Origin of the sequence: Sphingobium terrigena, assembly GCF_003591655.1 — a bacterium.
Taxonomy (GTDB): Bacteria; Pseudomonadota; Alphaproteobacteria; order Sphingomonadales; family Sphingomonadaceae; genus Sphingobium; species Sphingobium terrigena.
This window is the reverse complement of record NZ_QVRA01000005.1, coordinates 154928-181613: the sequence shown is the minus strand read 5'-3', so window position 1 is coordinate 181613 and position 26686 is coordinate 154928. Positions and strand designations below refer to the sequence as shown.

Genomic DNA, 26686 nt, shown 5'->3' with positions numbered 1-26686 from the left:
GACCGTGCGATGCACATCTCCCTCCGGCGTGACTCAGGAAGATACGCTGAGCCGGATAGCATCCACCCCGCATCATCTGGTCGGCCCGAACCATGCCTCGCCGCTGGCCCGAAGCTTGGCCGCGATCTCCGGCATCCGCGCTTCCCGCCCAGGTAGAGTTGTCACGACTTGATTGAGCACCACGTCATTGAGAATCTCGAAGCCCGCCGCCTGCAATTCGTCGACGAACAGGCGTGCCAGGCGGGAGCATCGGTCGACCAGATTGGCACCGCCTTTTCGCCCGAGGCTTCGTAGCGCCACCCAAACCTCAACGCCCTGCGCCGAGGGAGAGAATTCGGGGATCCAGTCTTTGCTCCGCATTGCCGATTTGGCGGCCAGCCCCGACCATTGTCGATCCATCCCCGGCAGACCAGCGGGCCTCACAAAGGGGTCTGTTTCCTGCGCTCAGAGGCGAATGACTGCGGAAATCGATGATCGATGTCCCCTCCGATCTGGAACAATCGCCATTCAGATGAAGACCATCCTGGCCCGCCCATTTGGCGGGCGGGGACACATGTTGGCGCGGTAAGCCGCGACCAAAGGAGATTCATCGCAGAACCAGGGAGTTTTCCAGTATTATTGAGGGGGAAGACAGCATGAAACATATAAAGAAACGATTTCTTCTTGGCAGCATTGCCATCGCCTCTTCCGGATCCTTCACGTCCGCCTTTGCTCAGCAGGCGCAAAGCGACGGAGAAATCATCGTCACTGCGCAGCGGCGCGACCAGAACATCCAGGATGTCGGCATCGCCATAGCCGCTTACAGCGGTAACGCGCTGCGGGAGATGGGCGTCGGTTCGTCCGTCGATATTGCCCGCCTCACGCCAGGCGTGTCGATCTCAGCTAGTGCGGGCGGCCAGAATTCGCAGTTTTCCATCCGCGGCGTGACGCAGAACGATTTCAGTGATGCCATCGAGGCTCCCGTCGCCGTCTATGTCGACGAAACCTATATCCCCAATCTCAACGGCCAGATCTTCGGCACCTTCGATCTCGACCGGGTGGAGGTGCTGAAAGGTCCGCAGGGCACGCTGTTCGGCCGCAACGCGACAGGCGGCCTCGTTCATTTCGTGCCGAAGAAGCCGGGCGACGAGCCAGACGGCTATCTAGACATGACCTATGGCCGCTTCAACCATGTGCGCGTCGAGGGCGCGATCGGCATTCCGCTGAGCGAGAAGGTGCAGTTTCGTCTGTCGGGCCTCTACAATCGGTTCGACCCGATCCTGAAGAATATTTATTCCGCAGGCCTCGGCACGCCGCTCGGATCGACCCCGCCACGACCCGACTATGGCGAGGATCTGTGGAACGACGACACGCTGGCGGTGCGCGGACAGATCCAGTTCAAGCCGACCGAGGATCTGACGATCCGCCTGACCGGCTCGGTCGCCCGCACGCGGTTCGGCGAGAACCCCTATAACGCGGTGTCGACCATCGCCGTCTATGACGACCAGCAACGCCTGGTGAACGTCCTCTTCGCCGATGCGAACGAGACACGCATCGCCATCGGCCCCAATGGCGAGAATGTCGCGCTGGGCGGCTTGCCGACGACCGCTACCCGCCCGTCCCCTGGGGGCGACCTGTTCGGGTTCGTCGCGCCAAGCGCTAGGAGCCTCAATATCTCGAAGGACTGGGCGCTCGACGACCTCAATCATATGACCAGCTATGACAGCGCTCTGCATATCGCCTATGATTTCGGCGGCGCGGAATTGGTCGCGATCAGCAACTATCGCCGCTTCGACAAGTTCAACGGCACCGACGTCGATGCCGGCGCCGAGAATCTGATCAACTTCATCTCGGACAGCCTGCAAAAGAGCTTTTCACAGGAAGTCCGGCTTTCGGGCGGACGGGAGGGCCTGCGCTGGGTGACCGGCGCCTATTATCTCCATATCAACTCCCATGTGAACAATGGCTTCGCCGCCCCGAGCAACTCGATTTTCGCTGCCAGCTTTCCGGGCTTCGAGGCGTCCGGGATCGATCTGGTCAACGACATCGTGCTGAAGACGAATTCCTACTCCGCCTTCGCGAACGTCGAATATGAATTCGTGCCGCAATGGACGTTCGTCCTTGGCGGTCGCCTGATCCATGAGAAGCAGAACTATGCCTTCTCGTCGCTGGCGTACAACAACGTCAACGACTATGCGTTCGACATCACGGGTTCCCCCCTCTTTCCCCTGCAAACTCCATTCTCGGATCGGCGCAGCAAGACGATGTGGGCCGGCAAGGCGCAGATCGAATATCGCCCCAACCGCGACACGTTGCTCTATTTCGGTGTCAACCGCGGCGTGAAGGGTGGCGCCTATAATGCCGCTCTGCCCGACGGCACGGTGCTGACGCCGGGCCAGATTCCCTACAAGCCGGAAACCCTGATGTCCTATGAGGGCGGCTTCAAACTGACCCTTGCCCAGAACAGGCTGACGCTGAACGGCTCCGTCTATTATTACGATTATAGGGACTATCAGGCGTTCACCTTCGCGAATGTCTCGGGAATCGTGAGCAACAATGATGCCCGCACCTATGGCGCGGAACTCTCGCTCAACGCGCGCCCGATCGAGGGCATGCATCTTGGGCTCGGCATCTCCGTTCTCGACGCCAAAGTGAAGGACATGTCGATCGCGCCGGGCCTCACGCGCGACGTCAAGCCGACCTTCACGCCGACCACGCAGGTCGCCGGACAGATCGCCTATACGATCCCCGCCGACGTCGGCGGCGGCGCCGTCAGCATCGGCGGTGACGCCAGTTGGCGTTCGAAGGTCTACGGCAATATCCGCAATTTCGACGCGGACACGATCAAAAGCTACTTTCTCGCCAATGCGCATATCTACTGGCTGAGCGACGACAGCCATTACAGGATCGGCGTCGGCGTCGATAACATCTTCGACAAGCGGTATCGCACGGTGACCTACAATCTGGCGACTCTGTGCGGATGCAATGAAGAAAGCTACGGTACGCCGCGCTGGTGGAATCTCAAATTCGCCTACACCTACTGAAGGGGAGCAGCGTGAAGCGCCTGAAAATGATCCTGCCGGTGCCGCTTCCCGCTGAGGCGATCGCCAACTTCGCCGCGCAGATTCCGGCATCGCTGCGTCGGCCGGACATACAGATAGACTTTGCCGGATGCCGGTCCGGGGCGGCATGGCTGGACAGCGACTATGAAACGACGCTCGCCGATGCCTTCGTGCTCGATGCGGGATGCCGGGCGGAGGAAGAAGGCTATTCGGCCATATGCAGCTTCTCGATGAGCGACAGCGGCGTTGCCGCCCTGCGATCCCGTCTTTCCATTCCTGTGATCGGTTCGGCTCAATCCGCGTTCGCACTGGCCACCCAGATCGGCCATCGCTTCTCGGTGGTCACGATGTGGGCGCCCTGGGCGCAGATGGTGCGCGAGAAGATCGCCAGATACGGCCTGTCCTCGCGCTTCGCCTCGGTGCGGCACATCGACGTCGAACCGAACACCAAGGAATTGCTGGCCGGCAAGGAGGAGATCGTCTTCGCCAGGCTGGAGCAGCAGGCCCGCGCCGCTATCGAAGAGGACGGGGCCGACGTGATCGTGCTTGGCTCCACCACCATGTATCAATCGCACAGCCATCTCGTGTCGGTTCTCCCATGCCCTGTCGTCAATCCGGGTGTCGCCGCGTATAAGGCGTGCGAGACGATGCTCGATATCGGCATCAGCCATAGCAAGCTCGCATGGCCGTCTCCCGGCGTCGTCAATGACGGGCTGTTCGCCCCCATTCCTCCGCTGTTTGACACCTGATCGGCTGCGGGCAGGGCCTGACCCTCGGGTCGATGGTCACAAAAATCTGGATCGGATCAGGGTTGCGCTCGCTGACGGTTCGGTCCGGGTGGAAGCCCTATCGCGGACAGGCACTGAATCAGAAGCGCGACAGCGCGTCCCCATGCATGATCGCCCAAGTCCGGAAGTCCTGCATCGATCCGACGAGCGCCTGGCCCTCATCCGGGGAGGCGAGCGTCCTTGCGGACGCGAACCACCGGAACAATCCCTCGCCCTGTGGCCAGGCCTGCGCCAATTGCTCGACAGGAAGGGACACGGCTTTGACCGGCGCGCCCAGCTGCTCGGTGAGGGTTCGGGCGATATCGCGAAAGGAGATATTGTCACCGACAAGTTCATATGTCTGCCCGACATGCTTGTCCGGATCCGTGGCGACCGCAACCGCGGCGCGGCCGACATCCTCCACCGCGATCAGGTCGAGTAGGCAATCGGCCGGCAGGGGAAAAACGAGCTCATATCCTTCGTTCGTTCGACGCACGGGAAACCGTTCGAGGAAAATGTCCATGAATATGCCGGGTCGGCTTATGGTTGCGGAGATACCCAGTTCCGCGATCCGCTCCTCGATCGCACGCTTTGAACCAAAGCCCAATACGCCGCGCGCTTCGCGAACCATGGCGGACTGGTAGATGAAATGTGGTGTCGCAACCTCCGCCACCGCGTCGCAGACGTTGATGCCTTGCACCGCCTGGCCGACATCCCACCGATTGGTCAGGGACGGCCCCGAGAGGTAGACGACTGCCGAGCCTTCGATCGCCTGTCGGATGCTGGCCCGCTCATCGAGGTCGGCATAGACCGGCACGATCCCCGACGCTGCAAGCGCACGGGCCTGTTCGCTTTCCGTGTCGCGCGTGGCGGCCTGAACCGTCCACCCCGCCTTCGCGAAAGAGCGGGCGACCGCGCCGCCGGCAAGACCCGTCGCGCCGAACACGGTGACCAGAGACGCTGTCATTTCCGACTTCCTTTCTGATGTTCCGGCCAAATGGTTCATATGCCCCTTGATGGTCCTGAAGCCCCTGCGCGCCGGCCGTTGATGCACAGGCCGCAGGCAACGGGGTCGTGTCGCTCCGCCTGGCGCAACCGCCTTTCCGGCTTTCCCAGGGCGCTTGACTAGGCCGGTCGCAATCCGCGGGCGTCGAGGAGCGGCAGTACCGTGTCGCGGAAATAAGGGAATTCGGCGACATAATCGACGAACGACAAGGTTGTGCCACCGAACCCGGCCTCATGGATCGCGCAGATGCCATCGGCGACCTGCTCCGGCGTGCCGATCAGCGGATAGCCGCCATGACCGACGGCAAAGCGGTTGCGGATCAGCGTCAGCAGATCGTGGGGAAAGGACTGCGCGTGCGCAAACTGCATCTCGATGACGCGATCGAGCGTGTAGTCGTCGCGATGCTCATAGCCGAAATACTGGACATAGTCCTCCGCCTCCTTCGTTGTCGGGCGGCACACCACATGCGAAAATGTCAGGACATCGACCGATCGGCCCGCGGTGTTGGCGAGCGCCTTCAACTCGGCGATCTCCTCCTTCGAGCGATCCAGATCGATGGCGGGCGTGAAGAGGAAATCGGCGTTCCGGGTGGCGAACTGGCGACCGATCCCGGAGCCTGCGGCATTCAGGACCGGGGGTGGTCCGTCAAACGGCAGTGGCGACCCATGGACGGCCTTGAGCGTGAAGAACTCGCCATCGAAATCGAACGGGTCCTCGCTCGTCCACAGGCGTCGAACGATCTCGAACCATTCCTGCGCATAGGCGTAGCGCACCGCATGATCGTCCGGCAGGCTCAGGCCGAGCGCCTCGAACTCCGGCTTGTTCCAGCCCGCGACGATATTGATACCTGAGCGGCCGTGACCGATTTGGTCGATCGTCGCCATTTGCTTGGCGAGCACGACCGGATTGAACGCGGCCGCGTGGACCGTCGCGATGACGCTTATGTTCTGGGTGGCCGCAAGGAGCCCGGCGGCCCAGGTCAGGGTTTCGAGGACCTCGCCATGAAAGCCGCTCTCGCCGCCCCAGCCGATCCAGCGCGCCACCGGCAGCATGAAATCCATGCCCGCCGCATCCAGCATGCGCGCCAGAGCCAGATTATTGTCCCAGCTCGCGCGCCATTTCTCAGGCACCGTCGTAATCGACATGCCGCCCGAGCAATTGGAAGAGAATGTTCCAAGCTTGAACCGTTTAGATCCTGTCATGCGATTGGGTGGATAGCCCATCCGTTTCCCCCGTTCTGGTCTACCGGCATGCTATCCGTCATTGCCGGATCACACTATCCTCCCACTGCGAACCTGAGCCTTCGTTTGCATCAATGTCCGGGCGCCCGATGTGCTTACCATCGACGCGGGACAAGATCTTATCCCGTCGCTGCACATAATCTCACGATTCCGCAGCATAATGGCGGGCTATCGCGGCTCGCGTACAATTGCTCTTCCCTGTTGGCTGCCCGCTGGCAATCCTTGGCGGATCGTAGCCTGCAGGAATTCCAACCATGTCCGAAGCCAAGCCTGTTGTCGAAGTCTTCGAATATAGCGGTGGTATCGTCGGTCCTGGAATGGCGCCAGCCGGAACCGTGCAGGACGGCGGCACCATTCGCAGCGGAACCCCGCCGGGATGCTGGGGGCCGATGATCACGCCCAAATTCCAGGGCGGCCATGAAGTGACCCGGCCGGTGCTGGTCGAGGGCGCAGAGATCGGTGACGCGATCGCGATCAAGCTCAGGACAGTCCGCGTGACATCCCAGGCCACTTCGTCGGGGGTCATGCAATTTGTCGAGGGGCGCTATCTGGGCGATCCCTTCGTCGCCAAGCAATGCTCGGCTTGCGGCGCGATCGCTCCACCGAGCCGTGTCGAGGGCATCGGCGACGAGGCGGTGCGCTGCGACAAATGCGGCGCGGAGGTCAGCGCCTTCCGCTTCTCGAACGGTTATGTGATCGTACTCGACCGTGACAACGCGGTCTCGCTCACCGTCGACAAGGACATCGCCGAGGGGATCGCGGGCGACGCCGAGATCATGGCCGCGCTCCCGGACCTTTCCAGCCAGCACTCGATCCTTTCGCTCGCCCGCGCCGACATCGCCGGGCTGACCGCGCGGATGCGTCCATTCTTGGGCAATATCGGCACCAGCCCCTCGTGTGACCTGCCGGATTCGCACAATGCCGGCGATTTCGGCTCCTTTCTGGTCGGCGCGCCGCACGATTACGCCATGACGCAGGAGGAACTCGAACAGCACAAGACCGATGGGCATATGGACACGAACTCGGTCCGGCAGGGCGCGGTCCTGATCTGCCCGGTGAAGATTCCCGGCGGCGGCATCTACATGGGCGACATGCATGCCCAGCAGGGCAATGGAGAGATTGCCGGCCACGCGACCGACGTCTCGGGAGAGGTCGAGCTGGAAGTCGAGGTCATCAAGGGCCTTGCAATCGATGGTCCCATCCTTCTCCAGGTGCCGGAGGATCTGCCGCTGCTCGCCCAGCCGCTGACCGCGAAGGAACGCGGCGCCGTGGAAGCGCTGGCCGCGCGCTACGGCCAGAAGACGATCGAGGACAACGGGCCGATCACCTTCATCGGCTCGGGAGTCACCCTCAACGATGCGACGAAGAACGGGCTTGAACGTGCCGCGAAAGTTACCGGGCTACCCTATGACGAGATTCTCAACCGGGCGACGATCGCTGGATCGATCGAAATCAGCCGGCTGCCTGGCGTCGTGCGCGTAACCTTCCTTTGTCCCAGGGCGATCCTGCAGCGGATGGGCATCGCCCACCTGGTCGACGCGCAATATGGCAATCCATAGCATATGCCTGGAGCGGCAACATCTGACAGTACCGCTCAATTGCATTTTCGCATGGCGGACCAGCGTCACCGTCCAAACACCATAACAGGCCGGACCAGGAGCTTGTTGACCCGGACGTGCAATTCATCCTTGATTAGGTTCAGCGCTTACGAGACACTGCTAGGCTTAGCGCCGATCGTTGGATCGCGCAGCTTCATGGCAGAACAGCACATCTTTCTCAGAGGGGATTGCCTGACACGGTCTTCATCCAGGCGGGCACGGGCTTCGCCTTTGGCATGGGAGGCGGCGATATGATGCTCTTGCAAGAAGGTTGTGCATCGAACGTCGATGCGTGGAACGGTAATGCCTTGCCGCTCGAGGAATGTGCAAAGCTTGTCACGACGGACATCGACGCGGTGCATGCGCATATGAGTTCGGTCTTCTGCCGTCACCATCTGCACATTGAAGGCGGGGTGCCGCCGATCCTGTTCCGGCATCACCAGACGTCGCTGCGGTCCCTGACCTTCAATGCGACAGACTATGGAAATCCCTATGGTCGGATCGTCGTCGGTATCCCGCCGATGGAGCATATCTACCTCGTGCAATTCTCCCTCTCGGGACTGGCCGCGATCACCCAGGGCGACCAGACCCACCTGCTGCGGCCAGGCGAAATGTGCGTGCTGGGCTCGGACTCGCGCATCCGCCAGACCTTTGCCGAGGGCTATCGTCACTTCACCGTCAAAATCCCGAAGAGCGATCTGCAGGCGCTGCTGGTCCGGGAACTCGGCTTTCGGCCCGGCGAGCTCATATTTTCGCCGCGTCCGGTGCCTGTCGAGGGTATTGCAGCGACGTTCACCAATATGGTCCGGCTGGTCTGCGACGATCTCAATCGCGGTCTGCCCGGCTATGACCATCCGCGCGTGGGCGAAGCGATCGAGGACACACTCAAACGCCTGCTGCTCGCGGCGGTGCCGCACAACCATAGTGATCTGTTCGACGGGCCAACTCCAGGCCCGGCGCCCTATTATGTCCGCCGTGTCGAGGAATATGTGCGCGCCCATGCCGAGGACCCGATCAGCCTCACCGATCTGATCGATGTGTCGGGCGTCAGCGCCCGCTCGCTTCACACGGGCTTTCGCCGCTTTCGCGACGCCACGCCGATGGGCTATCTCAAGAACTACCGCCTTGCCCGCGCCCGCGCCGCGCTACGGGGCGGGGCGGAGAGCGGCCTGTCGGTGACACAGGTCGCGCTCAATTGCGGCTTCACGCATCTGAGTAAGTTCGCGCACGACTATTATGAACGCTATGGCGAGCGGCCGTCGGAGACACTCCGTTCGGCCTGACGCGATCAGGAGATCAGGACAATCTCGCCATCGCACTCCTGGACCCGATAGGTTCCTATGGCGACGGAACAGGGTGCGCCGGTCGCCTCACCGGTACGGATGTCGAAGCGGCCCATATGATAGGGGCAGACGATCTCCCCATTCTCGATGAAACCGTCGGCGAGCGATGCGTCCCCATGGCTGCACAGATCGTCGGTCGCGAAAACGTCTCCCTCCAGCCGGTAGACCGCGAGCATACGGCCATCGCCAAGATCGACCTGGATCACCTCGCCTTCGGGCAGGTCGCCCGAAGCGCACAGCCGTTCCCTCATCCCTCCGCCCGCTTTTTGAAGAACAAGGCAGGCGCGATTTCGCCCTGGACCCGGATGTGCAGCACCACGCTCCGCAACTTCCATCCGTCCTCCGTCAGGGTGACCGTCCCGTCGTACCAGCCGCCCAGCCATTGATCCTGCGGGCCTGCCTCGGCCTGCATCGTGCACAGTTCCCAGAGATACCATTGGCAGGTCCCACTCCGTCCGTCCGTCGCGATCGCGATCACCGGGGCGACCATGAAATGGATCGACCAGAGAACTTTCTCGGCCGCGATTGCCGCGAGGCCCTCTGCGATCGCCTCGCGTCCCCGCAGCACCCCGAAGCCGTCGGCCGACCAGCTCGCGTCCGCCGCAAAAAGCCGTCCCATGATCGCCGGATCATTGCGCCGGTCCGCGCCAAGCGCATAGCGCGCGACTAGGTCGGTGATTTCCGCGCGCGCCTCTAGCAGCGCGAGCCGCTCCTCGACCGTCGCGCTCATGATCTGGACGCGGCAGGCGGCAGGCCGAGCGCGGTGTCCTGGGCGCCGTGGGCGGCGACGAAGCGCGACTCCTCGAACGCGAAGGGAACACCGGGCGATCCGCCGTAGAGCTCGATGTGCGGCGCGACTTCGGTAAGCGAGAGGGCAAGGTGATACAGAGGGTGGAGATCCTCGGGCAGCCCGCCAAGGGGATAACCATCCATGACCTCCAGTATCGCTCCGATCCGGGGCAGGATGGCGTCGTAGAAGGCTTGCAGTTGCTCGCGGCTGGCCTGCAGGCGATGCGCCTGCCGCTCGTCCGCGCTGGGCAATGCCCAATCGAGATAGGGAGCCAGATCGGCGAACGCGCCGGGCAACGACTTCATTGTCATTCCGCGCCGCCCCTTACGCGTTGACAAAGCGATCGACGATCACGGCGCCATGGCGGATCAGTATCTCGTCATCCTGCAGATGCTGGAAGAGCTTCGCACGCGACTGCATCGCCCGCTGTGTGTCCTCCATCGTGGCCGTGTCTTCGAGCCAGGCATTGCGCTGCAGCGTCATCGCATGCTCGGTCGCCCAGCGCTCGCTGCAGGTTTTAGGCGCCTTCACATAGTAGCGGCCCTCCCACAATGTCCTGTTGTGTGCCATCGGCCAGAACTGGTGCGTGAACCAGATTCCCTCGGAGACATGGATCAGGGTGTTCGGAAAGAGCACGCTCAGTTCGAAGGCGAAGTCGCCGCGCTTGTCCGGGTTGATCGATGGTGGAAGCATCGTCTCGGCGCTCCGGGAGACGAGCGAAGCCCGCGCCAGGCCGTTTGCGATCGCGGCGATCGGCGTGGGTTTCGCACCGAGCGTCAGGCAGACCGCGCAGCTGCGATGCGGTCCCATCAGCTTGACGTTCTGCAACCCCGTCGAGAAGACGTTCGGGAACGATCCGGCGTGGATCGTATCGACGTGATAGGCTTCGGCGAAGGCATCGTGCGCGACCTTCCAGTTGCAGTCGAGATAGGTGCGGTAGGTGAAGCCGTAGTCGAGCGCCTCGAACGGATAACCGGCGAAATGCCGGGCGTAGTCGCCGAGATAGTCGAGCAGGCTGGTCTCGGGTTCCGCCGCGACATTGACGAAGATGAACCCTTCCCAGCTGTCGCAATGGACGGGCGCCAGGCCGTTGTCTGCCTTCGAGAAGCAGTCGTAGAAGCGCTTCTCGCTCGGCACCTGTTTCAGCCGGCCTTCCGCATCATAGACCCAACCATGGAAGCGGCAGGTGACGATCGCGGCCTTTCCTCCGCCGAACGTCTCCTCGTCCGTCTCGGTCACCACCGTATTGCCGCGGTGCGCGCAGGCGTTATGGAAGGCGCGGATTTGGCCGTCCTTGCCGCGTATCAGAATGACCGACGTGTCCGCCGCCGCGAGTTTCTTGACCTTATAGTCTCCCGCCTTCGGAATCTCGTCGGCGCGTCCGACACAGAGCCAGGTCTTGCGGAAGATCTTCTCCTTCTCGCGCTCATACCATTGGGATGAAATATAGGGCTCGGTGGAGATTGGGCCGGTGCCAAGCTCCGGATATTGCTCAAGCCAGCGATGTGCGTCTTCGGACATTGCCCACTCCCATTGCTATGGACCGGCGCATGCGGTTGCCATGCGGACCCGACCTGTCGCATTCGATGTCCATCATTTTTGACGATGCACGGCGAATGGGACTAGCCCCGGCCGGTGAAGGATTAGCCTTCAAGTGCAGAAATCCGACTGCCGCCGCAGGCCAACATCACCGTAGGGAACGAACGTAGGCCAGCCGTGAAGCCCAAATCCTCTTTGAAGATGGGCTAGGGTCAAAACCCAATTAATATCTTGATTATATTATCTGATTCTGATTCGATATGGCCGTGGGAGCTAAGGAGACGGCTGATGTCGGATTTGTATTGGCTGGGCGATGAAGTCTGGGCGGTGATCGAGCCGCATCTTCCCCATGGCGAGCCTGGTGCGCGGCGGGTGGATGACCGCCGGGTGATCTCGGGCATCCTGCATATCCTGAAATCCGGTTGCCGCTGGCGCGATGCGCCTCCCGAGTACGGACCGCGCACCACGCTGTACAACCGCTACAATCGATGGGCCCTGCGTGGCATCTGGCGCCGGCTATTCGAGCAGGTGGCGGGTACCGGAGGCGTCCCGGATGAACTCGCGATCGACGCCACCCACGTCAAAGTCCATCGCTCCGCAGGCGGAGGAAAAAGGGGGAAACGACTGAGGCGATCGGCCGCTCGCGCGGTGGGCGGACGAGCAAGATCCACGCGCTGGCTGACACTATCGGCAGACCCGTCGCCTTCATCCTGACGCCCGGCAACACTGCCGACAATAGCGTCGCCCCGGCGCTGCTCGCCACCGTCAAGCCGCCACGCCGCCTGCTCGGCGACAAGGCCTATGACACCGATACAATCAGGCAGCTTCTCGCTCAGCAACAGGTCGAGGCGGTCATCCCATCCAGCGCTCGCCGCACCGGCCAATCCCCTTCGACCGCATCGCCTACAAACGTCGCAACCGCATCGAACGCATGTTCTGCCGCATCAAGGACTGGCGACGCATCGCCACAAGATACGACCGACGCGCCGATAACTTCCTCGCCGCCTTCTGGTGCTGAATGAGTCGTGACCCCTAAGCTAAAATTGCGCATGGCGTGATGCGGATTTCGAGGTGAACTCATCAATGACGCGAGCAGGTCAAGTTTCGCAGGAGAGGTCGGTAGAGTTAGCCGTTCACGGCTCGCCTACCCCATCGGCGATCGCCTCCTTAACCTCCTCGCTTGCTTCGATCATGGCCGCGACCAAAGTGTCCTCAGTATACCGTAGATAGGAACGCCAGAGACCTTCAGCCAAATCGCCGTCACCCACAGCAATCGCGTCGCGTATCTGGATCTGTCGCTTCACGATTTCATGCCGCAGTTGCATGTCCTTGAGCGTCGATGCGCGAATGAAATTGAGGTGGTTTGCGAACTGGCTGATCAAGTCGCGGAGGGGAATGTTCGAGATGGCCCCGAAAACAGCCGAGCGAAAGATCTCATTTGCCTGGGCGAACTGGCCGGGATTGGGATCGGATGCTGCCAGCTTTTCGCCTTCAATACCTCGGTTGATTTCATCTATATTCTCTGGGCCGTACTCCGCTGCCGCCATTCGGACGGCAGGCGGTTCGAGCAACATGCGTACTGCGATGATTTGCCGAACCTCCTCCTCCGTGGGCGAGGGCACAATATAACCGCCGCCCGGTCGGGACCGCAGCAGCCCCTGCTCGGTAAGCTGATTGAGCGCTTCCCGAGCCGGCGTTCTCGACACTTCAAGGCGTTCGGCCAGAACCTGCTCGGTCAAGCGATCACCGGGTGCAAATTGCCCGCTGCGCAGTTCATCGAGCAAAATACCCACTACCTGTTCCCGCAGCGTTGCCGATTTCCTTGCAACGGTGGCCACATTCCTTCTCCTATTGTTCCCGGTCAAGGGCGGCTCGTATACCGAATACGAGCGGCAATCAATCGCCACCGATCTCGATGAGCTTTGGCGGGGGCTGGAGGAAGGCGATGGACATCGTATTAAACTTGTCTGATTGCTCGTGCTGGGGCCAGTGCCCGCACGCGTCGAACAGTTCAAGCTGTGACCCAGGAATGGCGGCATTCATCGCAGTTGCCTCGGGCACATCGCCGAACGGATTGTTGCGGCCCCAGACAATGAGCGTCGGTGCCGCGATGCGGGCGAGGTCGGCGGAGCGCAGGATGTTACGCAGGCGTATCTCTAACTCCTGAAGGGCTAACAGGCGGTCAATATTCGCCACGAAATCCGGTTCATGATAGATTCTGTGTCGTACCTCGACGAGTTCCTCCGTCGCATCCGCGGCCTCGTGCATGAGCAAGCGTAACCGGCCTCGCGTAAGCTCGATGTCGTCCGTCAGCACTGCGCGCCGCGTGCTCTCCTTAATGCGCTTCATGACCTCGGGGTCCGCCTTGGTACCCCCTGCTGCCACCAGTTGGAGACTTACTACTCGTTCAGGATGATGGATGGCGATCCAGCCGCTAACCCAGCCACCAAGCGATTCGCCGATGAAATGTGCGCGTTCGATGCCCTGCGCATCGAGATAGTCCAGTATGTGCCGGGCATAGTCGGGAATCTCCCTGCTGGCGTTCGGCTTGTCTGTATATCCATGCCCCAACATGTCGATTGCGTGGCATCGAAAGCCCGCCTCGACATGAGGGACAATGTTACGGCTGAATGCCTCAAGATGGCCGCTTGTGCCGTGGAGCATGATCACGTCGTCACCCTTGCCTGCAATCAGCGCTCTGGTGCGGACGCTGGCGGCGCTGACAAAGCTCAGGGAAAACTCGATACCGATGAGGTCGGTCCATATCGTCATGAAGATGCTCCATTGGCTATGATGGCCACCGCCATGCCGGTGAGCCATTCCGGCATGGGAGAATAGGCGAGTGTTTGACTGGGTTTATGTGCCATGACTGCCGCCATGGTCAGCCAGGCTCGAATTTCGGCGGCGCCATTGCCGGCCACGCGAACAAGAGCCTCATCATCGAGAGCCTCGACGAACGCAGCAGATCTTCCGTCTTCAAGGGCACTGAGAAACGACCGATCGAATTCCTCATTCAGGGTGGCTGGCGCACCGGTCACGATCACGCGGCGGCGGCTCTCAAAATCCCGCCAGCGACCGCGCCCCTCGCGCCAGGAGTCGACAAGGAAGCGATCATCGTCGCTTTTGGGCAAGCGCCAGTCGGGGAACGGCAGGGTATGAGACAGGCCACCGGTGCCGATGACGGCCACCCGTTCGAGATCGCTCGATAATATTGCATCACGCAGCTTCACGCCGAAGGAGAGGGCGCGCGTGAGGGATGGCAGCGGAGGCGCGAAACAATTGATGACGATCGGCACGATCGGGACTGAGAGATCTTCTATCAGCCACTGATAGGCATGGCTGATGCCATGATCGACCGTGAGGCGGGTCGAGAAGGCGATGTCGAAATCCCGCGCAACCAGGAAATCGCAGATGTGTCGGGCCAGGGCCGGGGCGGAGGGCAGGCTTCCAGCGGGCGTGCCATGTTCACCACCGGAAAGAACCTCGTCCACGCCGATGGTGAAAGCCGGCATCAGGTCGAGCCAGAAGCCGCGAAAGTGGTTGGAACCGACGATGATGACGGCTTCCGGTTCAGCGACAGCAAGCCGCCTTGCCGCCTCGCGCAGTGCATCACGGAACCGATGGGCTCGATCGAGATGGTCGACCACTTCCCAGGCTGTGTTCATGAGCGTTGTGTGCGACGCGCCGATCCCCAGGACGATCTCAGCCATCCCTCCCTCCGTCCGACGGGCGATTGCAGGTCGCGAGCGCACTGTGGACCAGGAGGCGGGTCAATCGCTCCATATGCGGCAAGTAGGCAGCGTTCATACCCAGCTGAAAATCGAGATCATCAAGCGGCGCCTTGGGCAGCCCGACCCGCGCTGTCGGCACGCCGTGCGCGCGCAGGATGTTCGCGTCGGTCGCGCCCGAAAGTCCGGGTATGGCCGTGTGAACCCCGCCTTCCAGTTCCTCCCATCCTGCTATGGTGGAACGGATGATCCAGTTGTCTTCCGGCGTGGACGTGCCCGGTATGGCGAGAAGCCTGCGCCAGGAAAGGTCGACGCTATCAGATGCTGACAATTCATCGAGGAACAGGCCGATCGCTTCGTCCGCCTCAGCTGGAATCGTGCGCGGATTCAGGCGCAGATCGAAGCGGATGCGGCATTCCGCAGGTGTGAATGCTGCCGTTCGCGAAGCTCCGCCTTCGATGAAGGAGACCACGCCTTGCGGTGCGACGAGGCCAGAACGGTTCCGCTCGGTCCAGAGCGGGAACCATTGTTCAAGCGCCCGGACCACGCGGCCCATATGGTCGATCGCATTCGCATAGGGCAGCAAATGCCGGCTGCCGACATAGGTGTGCGTACCCCGCACCCGGACTTCATACCAGGCGAGGCCGACCTCCTCCCAGGACACAGCCCAGCCGGTCTTGGCAATGATCGCATAATCGGGGCGTGGACCAGCTGCCAGCATATGCGCGCAGCCCACGCCATGGCCGGTGTCTTTAACCTTGCTACTGCGGCTGTCGGTCGGCATGCCGCCCGCGCCAAATCCTAGACGGAGTTGCCCCGCTAGGGGTGCCTTCGCGCGGACCAATGCTTCCGCCGCCATCACTATGCAGGCCGCGTGCCCCTTCGGGTTCTGGGCACCAAGTCCGAACAACGTATCGTTCTCTCGCCATGCGTTCGCCCGCATGTCGGCCCGCAGCGCGTTGCCCGCCCAGGGCAGATCCTCCTCGGCATCGTTCGACGTGACGGTGTCGATCGGGCTGTAGAGCAACAGGGAAGCGCCGCCGCCCGATCCACCCAGCCAGCCGACGGCGTTGGATTGCTCCGCCTGCAGCCGCTGCTCGCACGCTTCAATGCCGAGGCCACCCAGATGCGCGGCGATGCGCCGGGCGAGCGGCGCTTCCCCGCCAGTGGGCGAAGGCGTGTCGACAAGCATGGCCAATATATCGGCGAGTCGGTCGCGACTGATATGCGAACAGGCCTGCTCGAAAGATCGGCGCAAGGAGGGCGGCAGACTCAAGGACGGCGGTCCCGATCGGGCGCGCCGACCCATGTTCCGCTGGCGCAGATCAACAGCCAATAGACGAATTTTCGCTTCAGCCAGGCCATCAGTCCTGCTCGTCGGGCTGATCGAGAAAGGACCGGACGATGAGGTAATAGTGCTCGGGTCTTTCCTCCTGGAGGTGATGCGAGCAGGCGTCCAATATGTGAAGCTGCCCGCGCTGGACCATGCGCGAGAGCATCAGCGGGTAATCGGGCTGAAGGAAGGCGTCGTTCATTCCCCAGCAGAACAATGTCGGACACTTCACCTGGGTTAGTTCCGCAGCCAGATCCTGCCATTCGCCACGAGGGCTGTCGGATCGGGCGGCAAGTGCCATCTCACCGGGATCCAGGCTCTGACGATAGCGCATCTCTACCGTCTCCGGCGGAAGCAGATCAGCGTCGTACCACTCCAGCCGCGCGATAAGTTGGCGCATCTTCTCGAGCGTCGGCCCTTCGCCGCCATAATAGATGTCGCGCGCGTTGCGACCGCGCCGTCCGCCTTCCGGCAGCGGAGCCAGCGGGCCATAGAAGACCGGCATCGATCCGGTGATCGTGAGAGAACGCACCCGGTCAGGATATTGTGCTGCCAGGCACAGGGCTATCGTCCCACCCCATGAATTGCAGATGAAGTCGGCGCGCGCGATGTTCAGAACATCGAGCAGCCCGATGATGGAGCAGGCATGAAAGGTCCACATCGGGCCGAAGATCGGCGCCTTGTCAGACCTGCCATATTGCAGCAGGTCGGGAAGGATGCACCAACGATCCCGGGCGAAAAGCGGCGCAACGACACCGAAGTCTGACCAGGCGGTGCAGCCCGGACCACCACCATGGAGAAAGATCGTGGGCGGCCCATCTCCGATTTCCACAAGATGATAGGTCCGGCCATCTACCTGCAAAAGGCGACCTGCGGGCGCGGGCGTGGGTGCGAGTTGCATCATGCCTCTCCCCGGTCGGAAACGGTGGGGTTCGCCGGTTGCGCAGACGCCTTGCCGCAACCGGGGTCGACTTCAGAAAACAGGCGGCGCCACTCGATGACCGAAACGTCCGGCCGATAGAGGCGCTCGGGCGGGGCGTCGGTCTCCGCGACCATCCAGTGGTCCTGGCCGGAGAACTGCCCGTGAAAGAGCCAGCGGATGACCGTGAGATAGTGAAGATAGAATCCCAGCCGGGCGAGGCCTCGCTTGAACTGCACCATCAAGCCGACATAACGGGTGCGATTCTCATCGACGGGCACGTAAAACTCATAGTGGATGAACTGCGGATAGGCGATGCGCAGCACGCCTGGCAGCGACAAGGATGCGAAGCCCTTGAGCGGAAGCGACGCGATATAGGGATCGTTGTGCGCCGAACCACCGGTGTTGCCAAGCATTCTCCCTTCCATTTGTCGTGGCTTGAGCTTCCACCAGCGCATGTTAGTCCATCGGCCGAGACCCGGAAAATCGGCTTCCCAGTGCCGCTCGTCCTCCACGCGGTACAGCCAGCGACCGTCGCGCTCTATGTGAATCTTGTTCCAGGTCGGCATGACCTTGAAGATGCGCCATAGCGCCGTGCGGTGCAGATATTTGGCGTGCCCTTCGTCAAAACCGTTTTCGGCGTAGAGACGCCAGTTGCCTTCGCGCTCTTCGATACGACCGCCGACGGCAAACGGCGGCGGCGCGACCAGTTCTTCCGGCAACTGATCGTCCAGGGGATGCGGGGGGCGATCTCCGACGAATATCCAGACGAGCCCAAGCCGATCTTCCGCGGGATAGGTGCGCACCGCCACAGCACCGCACATGCGTGAGTCCGGACCATCAGTGATCGCCGCCACCATCTCGCCGTCGGACAGGCGATAGGTCCAGCCATGATAGGGGCAGCTCAAAGTGTCGGGAAACTGCTGGCTGCCCTGTGAGAGCCTGACGCCGCGATGCGGGCATCTGTCCTGCAGCGCATGGGGCTTGCCAGCCCGCGAGCGCATCAGGACAATGTTGAGGCCGCACACTTGCACGGCCAGCGGCTTCCTGCCCAGCCGGTCGGACCAGGCCACGGGATACCAGTAATTCTGCAACCCTCCGGCTGCAGCCTGATATTGCGGCCAGGAATCCCAGTTTCGGCCCGAAGCGAATTTCCGTGCCTCCTTGCGGCGCGCGGTGTCGGCATCGCTCATGCAGATCTCTTATCCTTGCTCGTTCTCATATATGTATACCGAATACCTAAATAGGACCAGAAGGCCGCTCAATTCACAATAGCCAGCCGCTGGTCGTCTTGACACGGGTCGAATCCGGTATACGGTGCACCATATTGCTCAAGGAGGGCTATGACCAGCGAAAAGAAGGGGGACTTCGGGATGATGAGACATTTTGCGCCTCATATGTGGCGAGGGTTACCTGAACGGTCGGACCGACAAGTCCGTGAATGCGGAAAGATCACCCGCAGGCTGTCCGACGCCACCGCACAGGCAGCGCTTGCAGTCATGATCTTCGGCAGCGCTCAATCCGCGACGGCACAGACGTCCAGCGATCAGAGCGGCAGCGATGGAGAAATCGTTGTTACCGCCCAGCGCCGGGAACAGAGCATTCAGGATGTCGGTATCGCGATCACGGCGTTCAGCGGCCAGCAGTTGAGGGAAATGGGGGCAGGCTCATCGATCGACATTGCGAGGCTGACACCGGGCCTCTCCATTTCGAGCACCTCCGGCGGACAAAACTCGCAATTCTCTATCCGTGGTGTTGTGCAGAACGACTTCGGCGACTTCATCGAGGGTCCGGTCGCAGCCTATGTCGACGACACCTATATTCCCAATCTCAACGGCCAGTTGTTCGGCACCTTCGATATTCAGCGCGTGGAAGTGCTCAAAGGGCCCCAGGGCACGCTGTTCGGTCGCAATGCAACGGGCGGCCTGGTGCATTTCATTCCGAACCGGCCATCCGACACGGCCAACGGATTTCTCGACCTGAGCTATGGGCGCTTCAACCACGTCCGGGCCGAAGGCGCGATCGGTTTTCCGCTTGGCGAGAAGGTCCAAATCCGCCTGTCCGGTCTGTTCAACCGTTTCGACCCGATCCTCAAGAACATTTACCCTTATGGTGTCAGCTCGTTGGCGGCCGGCACCACGCCGCCCGGACCGAATTGCTGCGAGGATCTCTGGAACGACAATACGATCGGGCTGCGCGGGCAGATCCAGTTCGAGCCGACCGAGCGTCTCACCATCCGCGCCACCGGTTCTTTCGCGCGCACAAGGTTCGGCGAAAACCCTTACAATGCGACGGCCACGATCGGGGTGTTCGATGCCGAAGGCCGGCTGATCAATGTCCAGTTTGCCGGTCCCGACGAGACGCGGATGAACATCGGACCCAATGGCGAGAATGTCGGAACGAACGGATTGCCCACCACACAGACTCGGCCGACACCGGGGGGCGATTTCTTCGGCTTTCGCGCGCCCAGCGCCAGGAGCCTGACAGTCTCGAAGGACTGGGCGCTCGACAATCTCAACCACCTCAAAAGCTATGACGGCGCACTTCATTTGAACTATGAGTTCGATGGGGCAGAACTGGTCTCGATCAGCAACTATCGTCGCTTCTTCAGCGTGCACGGCACGGACGTCGACGCAGGCCCCGAGAATCTGATCAACTTCCTGGGCGACAGCAGGCAGCGCAGTTTCTCGCAGGAGGTCCGGCTCGCCGGCACCGGCAAGGGACCTTTCCGCTGGGTGACGGGCTTCTACTATCTCTATGTGAAGACGAACGCCTATTCCGGCTTCCTGGCCCCGAGCAACTCGATCTTCGCGGCGAGCTTCGGCCTACCGTTCGCGACCGATGGCATCGACCTCATCAATGAAATCCACCTTGAAACGCGATCTGTCTCCGGCTTCGGGCAGATCGAATATGATTTCGCGCCCAAGCTGAGCTTCATTCTGGGCGGCCGCCTCATTCGGGAGCATCAGGAATACAGCTTCGATTCCTTCGCTCACGCCAATGTCAATGATTATGATTTCGACCTCGGCCCGGCCCTGTTCCCGTTGCGGGATTCTTTCGCAAACAAGCGTTCCAAGACGCTCTGGGCCGGCAAGGCGCAGGTCGAATATCGGCCCGACAGCAACACGCTGCTGTATTTGGGTGTCAGTCGCGGCGTGAAAGGGGGCGCCTACAACGCGGCCTTGCCCGACGGATCGCCCTCGCTGTCGCCCGACCGTATCCCTTACAAGCCGGAAACGCTTACTGCCTATGAGTTGGGCCTCAAGGCGACTTTCCTGGACGGCAAGGCGACATTCGACGCGGCGACCTATTATTATGACTATAAAGACTATCAGGCCTTCACCTTCGCCAATGTGTCCGGCATCGTCTCCAACAACGATGCGCGCATCTACGGTTTCGAGGCATCGCTCAACCTGCGGCCTGTCAGGGGACTCCACATCGGACTCGGCGTTTCACTGCTCGACGCCAAGGTCTATGATCTCGTGCTGGCGCCCGGCCTCATCACGGATGTCAAGCCGAGCTTCACGCCGGAAAAGACCTTCTCCGGCCAGATCGCCTATACTGTCCCGCAGACGGTGCTGGGCGGCAACCTCTCCTTCAATCTGGACGGAAGCTGGCGCAGCAAGGTCTACGGCAATATCCGCAATTTCGATGCGGACGTGATCGACGCATATTTCCTCGCCAACGCCCACATCTTTTTCACCACCGGGGACGAGCGCTACAAGATCGGCTTTGGTGTCGAGAATATCTTCGACAAGCGTTACCGTGGCGTCACGTTCAACCTCGCGACGCTCTGCGGCTGCAATGAGGAAAGCTACGGTGCGCCTCGTTGGTGGAATGTTTCGATGCGGGTGAGTTTCTAAGTAGTGAACAGCCCAGATTGCGGCGACGCAGGAAGGAAGAAAGACGTGAAACGAATCCGGATGATCCTTCCTGTTCCGCTGCCATCCGAGGCACTTGCCAATTTCGCCGCGCAAATTCCCCAAGCATTGCGGCGACCGGACATTGACCTGGAATTTGTCGGCTGCCGGACTGGTGCGTCTCTTGTCGATAGCGCCTATGAGTCGACGCTGGCCGATGCCTTCGTGCTCGATGCTGGCCTTGATGCCCAAAAGCAGGGCTGCGCGGCCGTCTGCAGCTTCTCGACCAGCGATTCCGGGATCGCTGCCCTGCGTTCCTGCCTTTCCATTCCCGTGGTCGGCGCGGCGCAAGCGGCTTTTTCGCTCGCGATCCAGCTGGGCGGCCGCTTCTCCGTGGTGACGATGTGGGAACCCTGGCGCCGGGCGATCACCGAAACGATCTCGAAATATGGTCTTGCCGGCAGGGTCGCATCCGTCCGACAGATCGGTGTTCGCCCTGACACGCGCGAACTGCTGAACGGCAAGGAGGATATCGTCTTTGCCAGGTTGGAAGCCGAGGCACGTGCCGCGATCGAGCAGGATGGCGCGGAGGTCATCATGCTTGGCTCGACGACCATGTACCAGTCCCACGCCTATCTTGCCTCGGTGCTTCCCTGCCCCGTGATCAATCCGGGACTTGCGGCGTACAAGGCCTGCGAAACGCTGATCGACCTTGGACTTGCCCAGAGCAAGATCGCCTATCCCGCACCGGGAACGCTGGCGAGCAACCCTTTCCAGCCGATCCCACCGGTTTTCCCAAACTGAAAGGCGCAGCCGGTTTTCCCCGGCACTGTTTACAAGCGGCGGCTCGTATCGAACGACCTTCATCCCCGGTGCAAGCAGATGGCAATCCGCGCGGTAGTCCCGTCAAGCGGCCGGCACGCCCATCGGGCCGAGGCGCAGAAGGCCCACTGCGCCGGAGCAGTTGACATATTCCGCCTCGCTGCCCTGATCGAGGATCAGCACTTCATGCCAAAGCTGCAGGTCCAGCTGATAGGCACATGCGCGGATCATCTCCTGCGCCTTGTGATAGATCGCCTCGTGGGTGGGATGGTGCCATGCCCATTGCTCGAGATGATGGAGCGAGAGGAAATAGGCCGTGGTGAACGTCTGCTCGAGCTGCGCGCCGGTCGCGACGTCCAGTTGACGCATCGGACGGCATGACACACAGCCGGTTTCGGCAGGATGGCCGATCAGGAACGCCATGCCTTCGTCCAGTACCGGCTCAACCAGTGTCCGATAGGTCAGCAGTTCATCGGCACCCGATCGGGTCCAGTCCTGTCCCGATCGGATCATGACCATATTGCTCGCGAAGGACCGGCTGACCCGCCGGCCCAGGCTATTACTTTCAGCCGTCATCGGCTCTTCCCAGGATCGGGTCGGCGCGAAGTCGTCGCTTGCAGAGTCAGGAATCCGGTCCCGCGCAGCACCCCAGTAACCGATCTCGGGGATCGGACCTCGCAGCCCCGGCGCGGCCCGCGTCACCCCCTTTTGAGTTGCAGCAGGATGGATGGTGGACGTGTTGGATTCGAGGCGCCGGACGGGCTGCACATGCACTTCGCGCCAGAAGCCAGAGCTGCCTGTCTCGCGGTCGGCATGGTCCCACCATGCGCCGAAGTCGCTCGTATCCCACCAGCTTCGATAGCTGCTCACAGAAAGCCAGTAGGCAAGATAGACATCGTTGCGCCGTCCGTCATGGTCGACGAAGGCTGCGCGCTCCACGGTGGCAGGCGCCGCCTCATGCGCGAGCGCGGCATCCATCGCACCGGGAAGCTCTCCGATGTCGGCGCCGGAAGGAAGCTGTTCGGCGAAATAAGCGACCACGATATTCTCGATCGTCCCGCCGAAATCGGGTATCCACACTGGATAGGGCGGGGTCCAGTTCTCCGGCAACCGTTTTTCGGGCATGTCCCAAAATCCTAGAGTTCGGCCACGTGCGCTTCTGGTGGTGCGACCGATAGGAGCGTCGGCGGTTCGGCGGCTTCCTTCGGTCCATCCTGCGGATCGACGTCCCGGAAAATAACCGCGCGGCGAGGGCTGCGATTGAACACGAGCTGCAGGACATCGGCCCTCGCATAGTGTCCGGCCGGATCGTTCGCCATACGTGCGGCGCCGATCAGCGAAAGATCGCAGTCCGCGATAACAAGCCCTTCGGTGTCGGGTTCGAGCGGCCCGCCGATCGTCCTGCCGTTAGGGTCGATAATCTCGGAATAGCCACCACCCACACGTAGCAAGCTCGCGCTATGCTCATCGTCGCACAGCATCGCCACGGTTGCCTCGTCGGTATGTGGACCCACATGGATCACGAAGCTCTGGGTTTCCAGCGCATAGGATCGCGACGCCGCCAGATTGGCCTCGGCGCTGAACGAATGTATGATCCCGGTATAGAGCGAGAAGCCCGGCCAGGCCGAGACGTGAATCTGTTCGTTCAGATGGTTCATCGCGAACCGGGTGAGCGGCTGGAGATGCTCCCAGCAATTGAGCGCGCCGACATTGCCAAAATCGGTCTTGATGACGATGATGTCGCTACCGTCGCCTTCGCCCCAGACGGCGCGCTCATTGTGCGTCGGCTTGAGCTTGCGGCGATGCCCGATAATACGCCCTTCCGGACTGATAAAAAGCTGGGCGAGATAGAGACTGCCGCGGTCCTTTTCGGTGAGGCCGATCACCACATAAATGCCATTGTCGCGCGCGGCCTTGCAAAGGCGATCCGTGGTATGACTCGGAACTTCGACCGCGTTTTTATAGAGGCGCTGCGCGAACGGAAAGCCCTTGATCGGCGAGACCAGATAGATCCACCAAGGATAGCCGGGCAACCATGCCTCACCGAATGCTATGAGATTGACGCCCTGCTTCGCGGCAACCGCGATATGCTCGATGGCCTTGTCGACGGTCGCCTCCCGATCGAGGAAAACAGGAGAAATCTGAGCGGCTGCGACGCGGATGCTTTTGACGGGATCAGTCATCGAAACTCCTTTCGCCGCACATCACGGCATCGAGTCAGGGAAGGATTGTCGCAGCCGAGCATGGCAATCTTCGATCACCGAGTAAAGGATCAATGTATACCGCATTCCGATTCTAACTGCATCACGACCTTGGCGCTCCCACCAATCTCCTGCATTCCTTCTGCGGCAGCCGCGCTTTACACTGGCCGCGCGACGCGTAATATCAGTATACCGAATACTTAATGGGAGTGAGATGGACAGATGAACTCGACCACCATCACCGTTTTTGGTGCGACCGGCCTCGCAGGCGGTGCGGTCGCCCGTCATCTTCTCAACGCAGGTTGGATCGTGCGTGCGGCTACCCGCAACACGGAGGGCGAAGCGGCGCGCGCGCTCGCGGCACTCGGTGCACAAACGATCACAGCCGATCTCGATAACAGGGCCTCGATCAGAGAAGCGATCGCCGACACCGCCGCAGTCTATTTGTCCGGGCCTTCGCTCGGCAACCGATGGGATATTGGCCAGGCGGTACAGGGTATCAATGTCTGCGACGCGGCAGCCGAAGTTGGAACGCCTCACCTTATATATCAGTCGGCAGTGATCGCGGACGCCAGGGGCGTTCTGGCGATGGGGTCGAAGCGAGCGATCGAGGAACGGATCGCGGAACTGGAGGTACCCGCGACGATCACCCGCCCCGGATTGTTCATGGAAATTTTTATAGAGCGGTTTGGCATCCGTCCCGGCACAAATGGCCAAGAAGTTGCCCTGCCGCTTCCGTTGGAGGCAATGCTGGACGTTGTCACGATCGACGATATCGGGCGATCGGCCGTAGCCATCGCCTCCGATCCCGCGCGCCATGCAGGGGAGGTATATGAGCTCGCCGGAGAGCATATCAGTTTTGCTTCTATTGCGAAAACCTTCTCGGAGGAGCTTGGCATCCCGGTGGCGGCAGCGACCATTCCGCTCGATCAATTCGCCGCTCGATGGCCACAAGGCGCGGGATTGTTCCGCCTGATCGGGAGTTCGAGGGCGCTGGCGTCGATGGAGTCCGGACGCGCTCTGTTGGGCTCGATGGAAAACTTCCATTCGTGGGTGTCTCGGCATCGCGCGTTGCTGCGCAATGGTCTCACTATCAGGTGATCGTCTCGTTGGCTGGATAGCTCGATCCATCCCCTTCCCGTGACTGAAAGGGCCACCTTTCAAATCATGGTCATTTCATATCGAAATAGCTTGGCGAGCGTTTGAAGGAGAAGAAATGACCGTACTGTATGAGGTGGCTGCAGCCGATTTGCGCCGTGCCTATAGTGACGGCACGATTCCGTCGCTCCGGCACATCCTGGAACCGACCGACGCGGACGGTGCCTACGCCGTACAGGCGATCAACACGCGATTTTGGCAGAACGCCGGCCGGCGCATCATCGGGCGCAAGGTGGGGCTGACGGCGAAGGCGGTGCAGGCCCAGCTTGGCGTCGACCAACCGGACTTCGGCGTGCTTTTCGACGATATGCGCATCGCCGATGGCGGCGTCCTGGCCGCATCCAGACTGCTGCAGCCGAAGGTCGAGGCCGAGGTCGCGATCGTGCTCGGCCGAGGTCTCGACAATCCCAAGGCGACGCGAGAGGCTGTCGTTGCCGCAACCGATCACGCGGTCGCCGCTATCGAGATCGTCGATAGCCGCATCGCCGACTGGAAAATCTCATTCGCCGATACCGTGGCCGACAACGGATCCTCCGGGTTCTTCGTGCTGGGCCGAGAGGCGCACAAGCTGGTGGGCCTCGACCTTTACACCTGCGGCATGGTGCTTGAGGTAAACGGCGCGATCGCCTCGCTCGGCGCTGGGGCTGCCTGCCTTGGCCATCCGCTCAACGCCGCTGCGTGGCTCGCACGCACACTGTCCGCTGCCGGGCAGCCACTGAAGGCGGGCGATATCGTGTTGACCGGCGCGCTCGGTCCGATGGTCGCGCTGATGCCGGGCGATCGGGTGGAAGCCCACATCGGCGGCCTAGGCAGAGCAAGCTTCAGCTACGAAGGAGGGCCCGCATGAGCAGCAAGGTCAAGGCCGCGATCATCGGATCGGGCAACATCGGCACCGATCTGATGATCAAGATCATGCACTATTCCAAGCTTGCTCGAAATGGGCGCGCCGGTCGGGATCGATTCGGACTCGGACGGCCTGAAACGCGCCGGACGACTGGGTGTCGCCACCACGCACTCACGGATCGAGGGCCTGCAGGCACTGCCGATATGGAACGAGATCGGCATCTTGTTCGATGCAACCTCCGCCGCAACACATGCGCGCCACAGCGCAGTGGTGACCGGTGCGGGCAAAGTGATGATCGATCAGACCCCGGGCAGTCGTCGGCCCTTATGTGATCCCGGTGGTCAATGGCGACGCACATCTCGATGCGCCCAACGTCAACATGGTGACGTGTGGCGGTCAGGCGACAATCCCGGTCATCGCGGCGGTGTCCTCGGTGGCGCAAGTGCACTATGCCGAGATCGTCGCCTCGATCGCGTCGAAATCGGCAGGCCCGTCC

At 61.5% G+C, this 26686-nt stretch carries 23 protein-coding genes and 2 pseudogenes; 10 read left to right on the top strand and 15 right to left on the bottom strand.

Annotation, left to right across the window (positions count from 1 at the left end; all coding sequences use genetic code 11):
* Positions 1-72: 72 nt before the first annotated feature.
* Complete coding sequence (locus D0Z70_RS07605; protein ID WP_182913885.1) at positions 73-360, bottom strand: pyridoxal-dependent decarboxylase; 288 nt, start codon at positions 358-360, stop codon at positions 73-75.
* A 275-nt stretch (positions 361-635) separates the two neighbouring features.
* Between D0Z70_RS07605 and D0Z70_RS25645 the strand changes: the two genes are divergently transcribed.
* Entirely contained in the window at positions 636-3023 is a 2388-nt protein-coding gene (locus tag D0Z70_RS25645) for a TonB-dependent receptor (RefSeq protein WP_119744991.1), read from the top strand.
* 11 nt (positions 3024-3034) lie between these two features.
* Positions 3035-3790, top strand: coding sequence for an aspartate/glutamate racemase family protein (locus D0Z70_RS07595; RefSeq protein WP_239018849.1), 756 nt, complete (start codon positions 3035-3037; stop codon positions 3788-3790).
* A gap of 118 nt (positions 3791-3908) precedes the next feature.
* Here the strand turns inward: D0Z70_RS07595 and D0Z70_RS07590 are convergent, their stop codons facing one another.
* Positions 3909-4775: an NmrA family NAD(P)-binding protein gene (locus D0Z70_RS07590; protein ID WP_182913884.1), complete on the bottom strand. Its 867-nt coding sequence runs from the start codon at positions 4773-4775 to the stop codon at positions 3909-3911.
* Between the two features lie 158 nt (positions 4776-4933).
* Positions 4934-6016 carry an LLM class flavin-dependent oxidoreductase gene (locus tag D0Z70_RS07585; RefSeq protein WP_220475631.1) on the bottom strand — a complete coding sequence of 361 codons (1083 nt, stop codon included), beginning with the start codon at positions 6014-6016 and terminating at the stop codon, positions 4934-4936.
* A gap of 293 nt (positions 6017-6309) precedes the next feature.
* On the opposite strand from D0Z70_RS07585, the gene D0Z70_RS07580 reads away from it, so the two are divergent.
* A complete protein-coding gene (locus D0Z70_RS07580) occupies positions 6310-7614 on the top strand; it encodes an acetamidase/formamidase family protein (protein ID WP_119744985.1) in 1305 nt (434 codons plus the stop codon).
* A gap of 290 nt (positions 7615-7904) precedes the next feature.
* Positions 7905-8936 carry an AraC family transcriptional regulator gene (locus tag D0Z70_RS07575; RefSeq protein WP_239018847.1) on the top strand — a complete coding sequence of 344 codons (1032 nt, stop codon included), beginning with the start codon at positions 7905-7907 and terminating at the stop codon, positions 8934-8936.
* Between the two features lie 5 nt (positions 8937-8941).
* Here D0Z70_RS07575 and D0Z70_RS07570 read toward each other — a convergent pair whose 3' ends face one another.
* From D0Z70_RS07570 to D0Z70_RS07555, 4 genes are read right to left on the bottom strand one after another with little or no spacing between them, the layout of a single operon-like run.
* On the bottom strand, positions 8942-9247 hold the full coding sequence (locus D0Z70_RS07570) for a non-heme iron oxygenase ferredoxin subunit (protein ID WP_119744983.1): 306 nt from the start codon (positions 9245-9247) through the stop codon (positions 8942-8944).
* Positions 9244-9726 carry a nuclear transport factor 2 family protein gene (locus tag D0Z70_RS07565; RefSeq protein ID WP_119744981.1) on the bottom strand — a complete coding sequence of 161 codons (483 nt, stop codon included), beginning with the start codon at positions 9724-9726 and terminating at the stop codon, positions 9244-9246. Before D0Z70_RS07565 ends, D0Z70_RS07570 begins: the two co-directional genes overlap by 4 nt.
* Positions 9723-10097, bottom strand: coding sequence for a hypothetical protein (locus D0Z70_RS07560; protein ID WP_119744979.1), 375 nt, complete (start codon positions 10095-10097; stop codon positions 9723-9725). The genes D0Z70_RS07565 and D0Z70_RS07560 overlap by 4 nt, the downstream gene beginning before the upstream one ends.
* A 13-nt stretch (positions 10098-10110) precedes the next feature.
* Positions 10111-11307, bottom strand: a complete 1197-nt coding sequence (locus D0Z70_RS07555) for an aromatic ring-hydroxylating oxygenase subunit alpha (RefSeq protein ID WP_119744977.1) — start codon at positions 11305-11307, stop codon at positions 10111-10113.
* A 306-nt stretch (positions 11308-11613) separates the two neighbouring features.
* Between D0Z70_RS07555 and D0Z70_RS07550 the strand changes: the two are divergent.
* A pseudogene (locus D0Z70_RS07550) lies at positions 11614-12343 on the top strand (IS5 family transposase).
* A gap of 115 nt (positions 12344-12458) precedes the next feature.
* On the opposite strand, the gene D0Z70_RS07545 reads toward D0Z70_RS07550, so the two are convergent.
* From D0Z70_RS07545 to D0Z70_RS07520, 6 genes are all read right to left on the bottom strand, one after another.
* Complete coding sequence (locus tag D0Z70_RS07545) at positions 12459-13163, bottom strand: GntR family transcriptional regulator (RefSeq protein ID WP_182913883.1); 705 nt, start codon at positions 13161-13163, stop codon at positions 12459-12461.
* A gap of 58 nt (positions 13164-13221) precedes the next feature.
* On the bottom strand, positions 13222-14097 hold the full coding sequence (locus D0Z70_RS07540) for an alpha/beta fold hydrolase (protein WP_119744973.1): 876 nt from the start codon (positions 14095-14097) through the stop codon (positions 13222-13224).
* The gene (locus D0Z70_RS07535) at positions 14094-15035 is read right to left on the bottom strand and encodes a DODA-type extradiol aromatic ring-opening family dioxygenase (protein WP_119744971.1); all 942 of its coding nucleotides are present in this window, start codon (positions 15033-15035) and stop codon (positions 14094-14096) included. The genes D0Z70_RS07540 and D0Z70_RS07535 overlap by 4 nt, the downstream gene beginning before the upstream one ends.
* On the bottom strand, positions 15028-16245 hold the full coding sequence (locus tag D0Z70_RS07530; protein WP_220475630.1) for a peptidase dimerization domain-containing protein: 1218 nt from the start codon (positions 16243-16245) through the stop codon (positions 15028-15030). Before D0Z70_RS07530 ends, D0Z70_RS07535 begins: the two co-directional genes overlap by 8 nt.
* A gap of 172 nt (positions 16246-16417) precedes the next feature.
* A complete protein-coding gene (locus D0Z70_RS07525; protein ID WP_220475629.1) occupies positions 16418-17290 on the bottom strand; it encodes an alpha/beta fold hydrolase in 873 nt (290 codons plus the stop codon).
* Positions 17287-18498, bottom strand: coding sequence for a Rieske 2Fe-2S domain-containing protein (locus D0Z70_RS07520; protein ID WP_119744967.1), 1212 nt, complete (start codon positions 18496-18498; stop codon positions 17287-17289). Before D0Z70_RS07520 ends, D0Z70_RS07525 begins: the two co-directional genes overlap by 4 nt.
* Before the next feature lie 150 nt (positions 18499-18648).
* Between D0Z70_RS07520 and D0Z70_RS07515 the strand changes: the two genes are divergently transcribed.
* Positions 18649-21168, top strand: coding sequence for a TonB-dependent receptor (locus tag D0Z70_RS07515; protein WP_119744964.1), 2520 nt, complete (start codon positions 18649-18651; stop codon positions 21166-21168).
* Between the two features lie 45 nt (positions 21169-21213).
* On the top strand, positions 21214-21969 hold the full coding sequence (locus tag D0Z70_RS07510; RefSeq protein WP_239018846.1) for an aspartate/glutamate racemase family protein: 756 nt from the start codon (positions 21214-21216) through the stop codon (positions 21967-21969).
* 102 nt (positions 21970-22071) lie between these two features.
* On the opposite strand, the gene D0Z70_RS07505 is transcribed toward D0Z70_RS07510, so the two are convergent.
* Positions 22072-23112, bottom strand: coding sequence for a phenylacetaldoxime dehydratase family protein (locus D0Z70_RS07505; protein ID WP_119744960.1), 1041 nt, complete (start codon positions 23110-23112; stop codon positions 22072-22074).
* An 11-nt stretch (positions 23113-23123) separates the two neighbouring features.
* Positions 23124-24170: a carbon-nitrogen hydrolase family protein gene (locus tag D0Z70_RS07500; RefSeq protein ID WP_119744958.1), complete on the bottom strand. Its 1047-nt coding sequence runs from the start codon at positions 24168-24170 to the stop codon at positions 23124-23126.
* A gap of 240 nt (positions 24171-24410) precedes the next feature.
* On the opposite strand from D0Z70_RS07500, the gene D0Z70_RS07495 reads away from it, so the two are divergent.
* The 3 genes and pseudogenes from D0Z70_RS07495 to D0Z70_RS07485 form a co-directional block, all read left to right on the top strand.
* The gene (locus D0Z70_RS07495; RefSeq protein WP_119744956.1) at positions 24411-25289 is read left to right on the top strand and encodes an NmrA family NAD(P)-binding protein; all 879 of its coding nucleotides are present in this window, start codon (positions 24411-24413) and stop codon (positions 25287-25289) included.
* 115 nt (positions 25290-25404) lie between these two features.
* The gene (locus D0Z70_RS07490; protein ID WP_119744954.1) at positions 25405-26193 is read left to right on the top strand and encodes a 2-keto-4-pentenoate hydratase; all 789 of its coding nucleotides are present in this window, start codon (positions 25405-25407) and stop codon (positions 26191-26193) included.
* Positions 26190-26683, top strand: a pseudogene (locus tag D0Z70_RS07485) (acetaldehyde dehydrogenase (acetylating)); the annotation flags it as partial. The gene D0Z70_RS07490 and the pseudogene D0Z70_RS07485, both read left to right, overlap by 4 nt.
* Positions 26684-26686 lie beyond the last annotated feature (3 nt).

Coding starts and splice junctions, on each gene's coding strand:
- D0Z70_RS07605 (WP_182913885.1), bottom strand. CDS start 360: ATGCGGAGCAAAGACTGGATCCCCGAATTCTCTCCCTCGGCGCAGGGC.
- D0Z70_RS25645 (WP_119744991.1), top strand. CDS start 636: ATGAAACATATAAAGAAACGATTTCTTCTTGGCAGCATTGCCATCGCC.
- D0Z70_RS07590 (WP_182913884.1), bottom strand. CDS start 4,775: ATGACAGCGTCTCTGGTCACCGTGTTCGGCGCGACGGGTCTTGCCGGC.
- D0Z70_RS07585 (WP_220475631.1), bottom strand. CDS start 6,016: ATGACAGGATCTAAACGGTTCAAGCTTGGAACATTCTCTTCCAATTGC.
- D0Z70_RS07580 (WP_119744985.1), top strand. CDS start 6,310: ATGTCCGAAGCCAAGCCTGTTGTCGAAGTCTTCGAATATAGCGGTGGT.
- D0Z70_RS07575 (WP_239018847.1), top strand. CDS start 7,905: ATGATGCTCTTGCAAGAAGGTTGTGCATCGAACGTCGATGCGTGGAAC.
- D0Z70_RS07570 (WP_119744983.1), bottom strand. CDS start 9,247: ATGAGGGAACGGCTGTGCGCTTCGGGCGACCTGCCCGAAGGCGAGGTG.
- D0Z70_RS07565 (WP_119744981.1), bottom strand. CDS start 9,726: ATGAGCGCGACGGTCGAGGAGCGGCTCGCGCTGCTAGAGGCGCGCGCG.
- D0Z70_RS07560 (WP_119744979.1), bottom strand. CDS start 10,097: ATGACAATGAAGTCGTTGCCCGGCGCGTTCGCCGATCTGGCTCCCTAT.
- D0Z70_RS07555 (WP_119744977.1), bottom strand. CDS start 11,307: ATGTCCGAAGACGCACATCGCTGGCTTGAGCAATATCCGGAGCTTGGC.
- D0Z70_RS07540 (WP_119744973.1), bottom strand. CDS start 14,097: ATGACGATATGGACCGACCTCATCGGTATCGAGTTTTCCCTGAGCTTT.
- D0Z70_RS07535 (WP_119744971.1), bottom strand. CDS start 15,035: ATGGCTGAGATCGTCCTGGGGATCGGCGCGTCGCACACAACGCTCATG.
- D0Z70_RS07530 (WP_220475630.1), bottom strand. CDS start 16,245: ATGCTTGTCGACACGCCTTCGCCCACTGGCGGGGAAGCGCCGCTCGCC.
- D0Z70_RS07525 (WP_220475629.1), bottom strand. CDS start 17,290: ATGATGCAACTCGCACCCACGCCCGCGCCCGCAGGTCGCCTTTTGCAG.
- D0Z70_RS07520 (WP_119744967.1), bottom strand. CDS start 18,498: ATGAGCGATGCCGACACCGCGCGCCGCAAGGAGGCACGGAAATTCGCT.
- D0Z70_RS07515 (WP_119744964.1), top strand. CDS start 18,649: ATGACCAGCGAAAAGAAGGGGGACTTCGGGATGATGAGACATTTTGCG.
- D0Z70_RS07505 (WP_119744960.1), bottom strand. CDS start 23,112: ATGCCCGAAAAACGGTTGCCGGAGAACTGGACCCCGCCCTATCCAGTG.
- D0Z70_RS07500 (WP_119744958.1), bottom strand. CDS start 24,170: ATGACTGATCCCGTCAAAAGCATCCGCGTCGCAGCCGCTCAGATTTCT.
- D0Z70_RS07495 (WP_119744956.1), top strand. CDS start 24,411: ATGAACTCGACCACCATCACCGTTTTTGGTGCGACCGGCCTCGCAGGC.
- D0Z70_RS07490 (WP_119744954.1), top strand. CDS start 25,405: ATGACCGTACTGTATGAGGTGGCTGCAGCCGATTTGCGCCGTGCCTAT.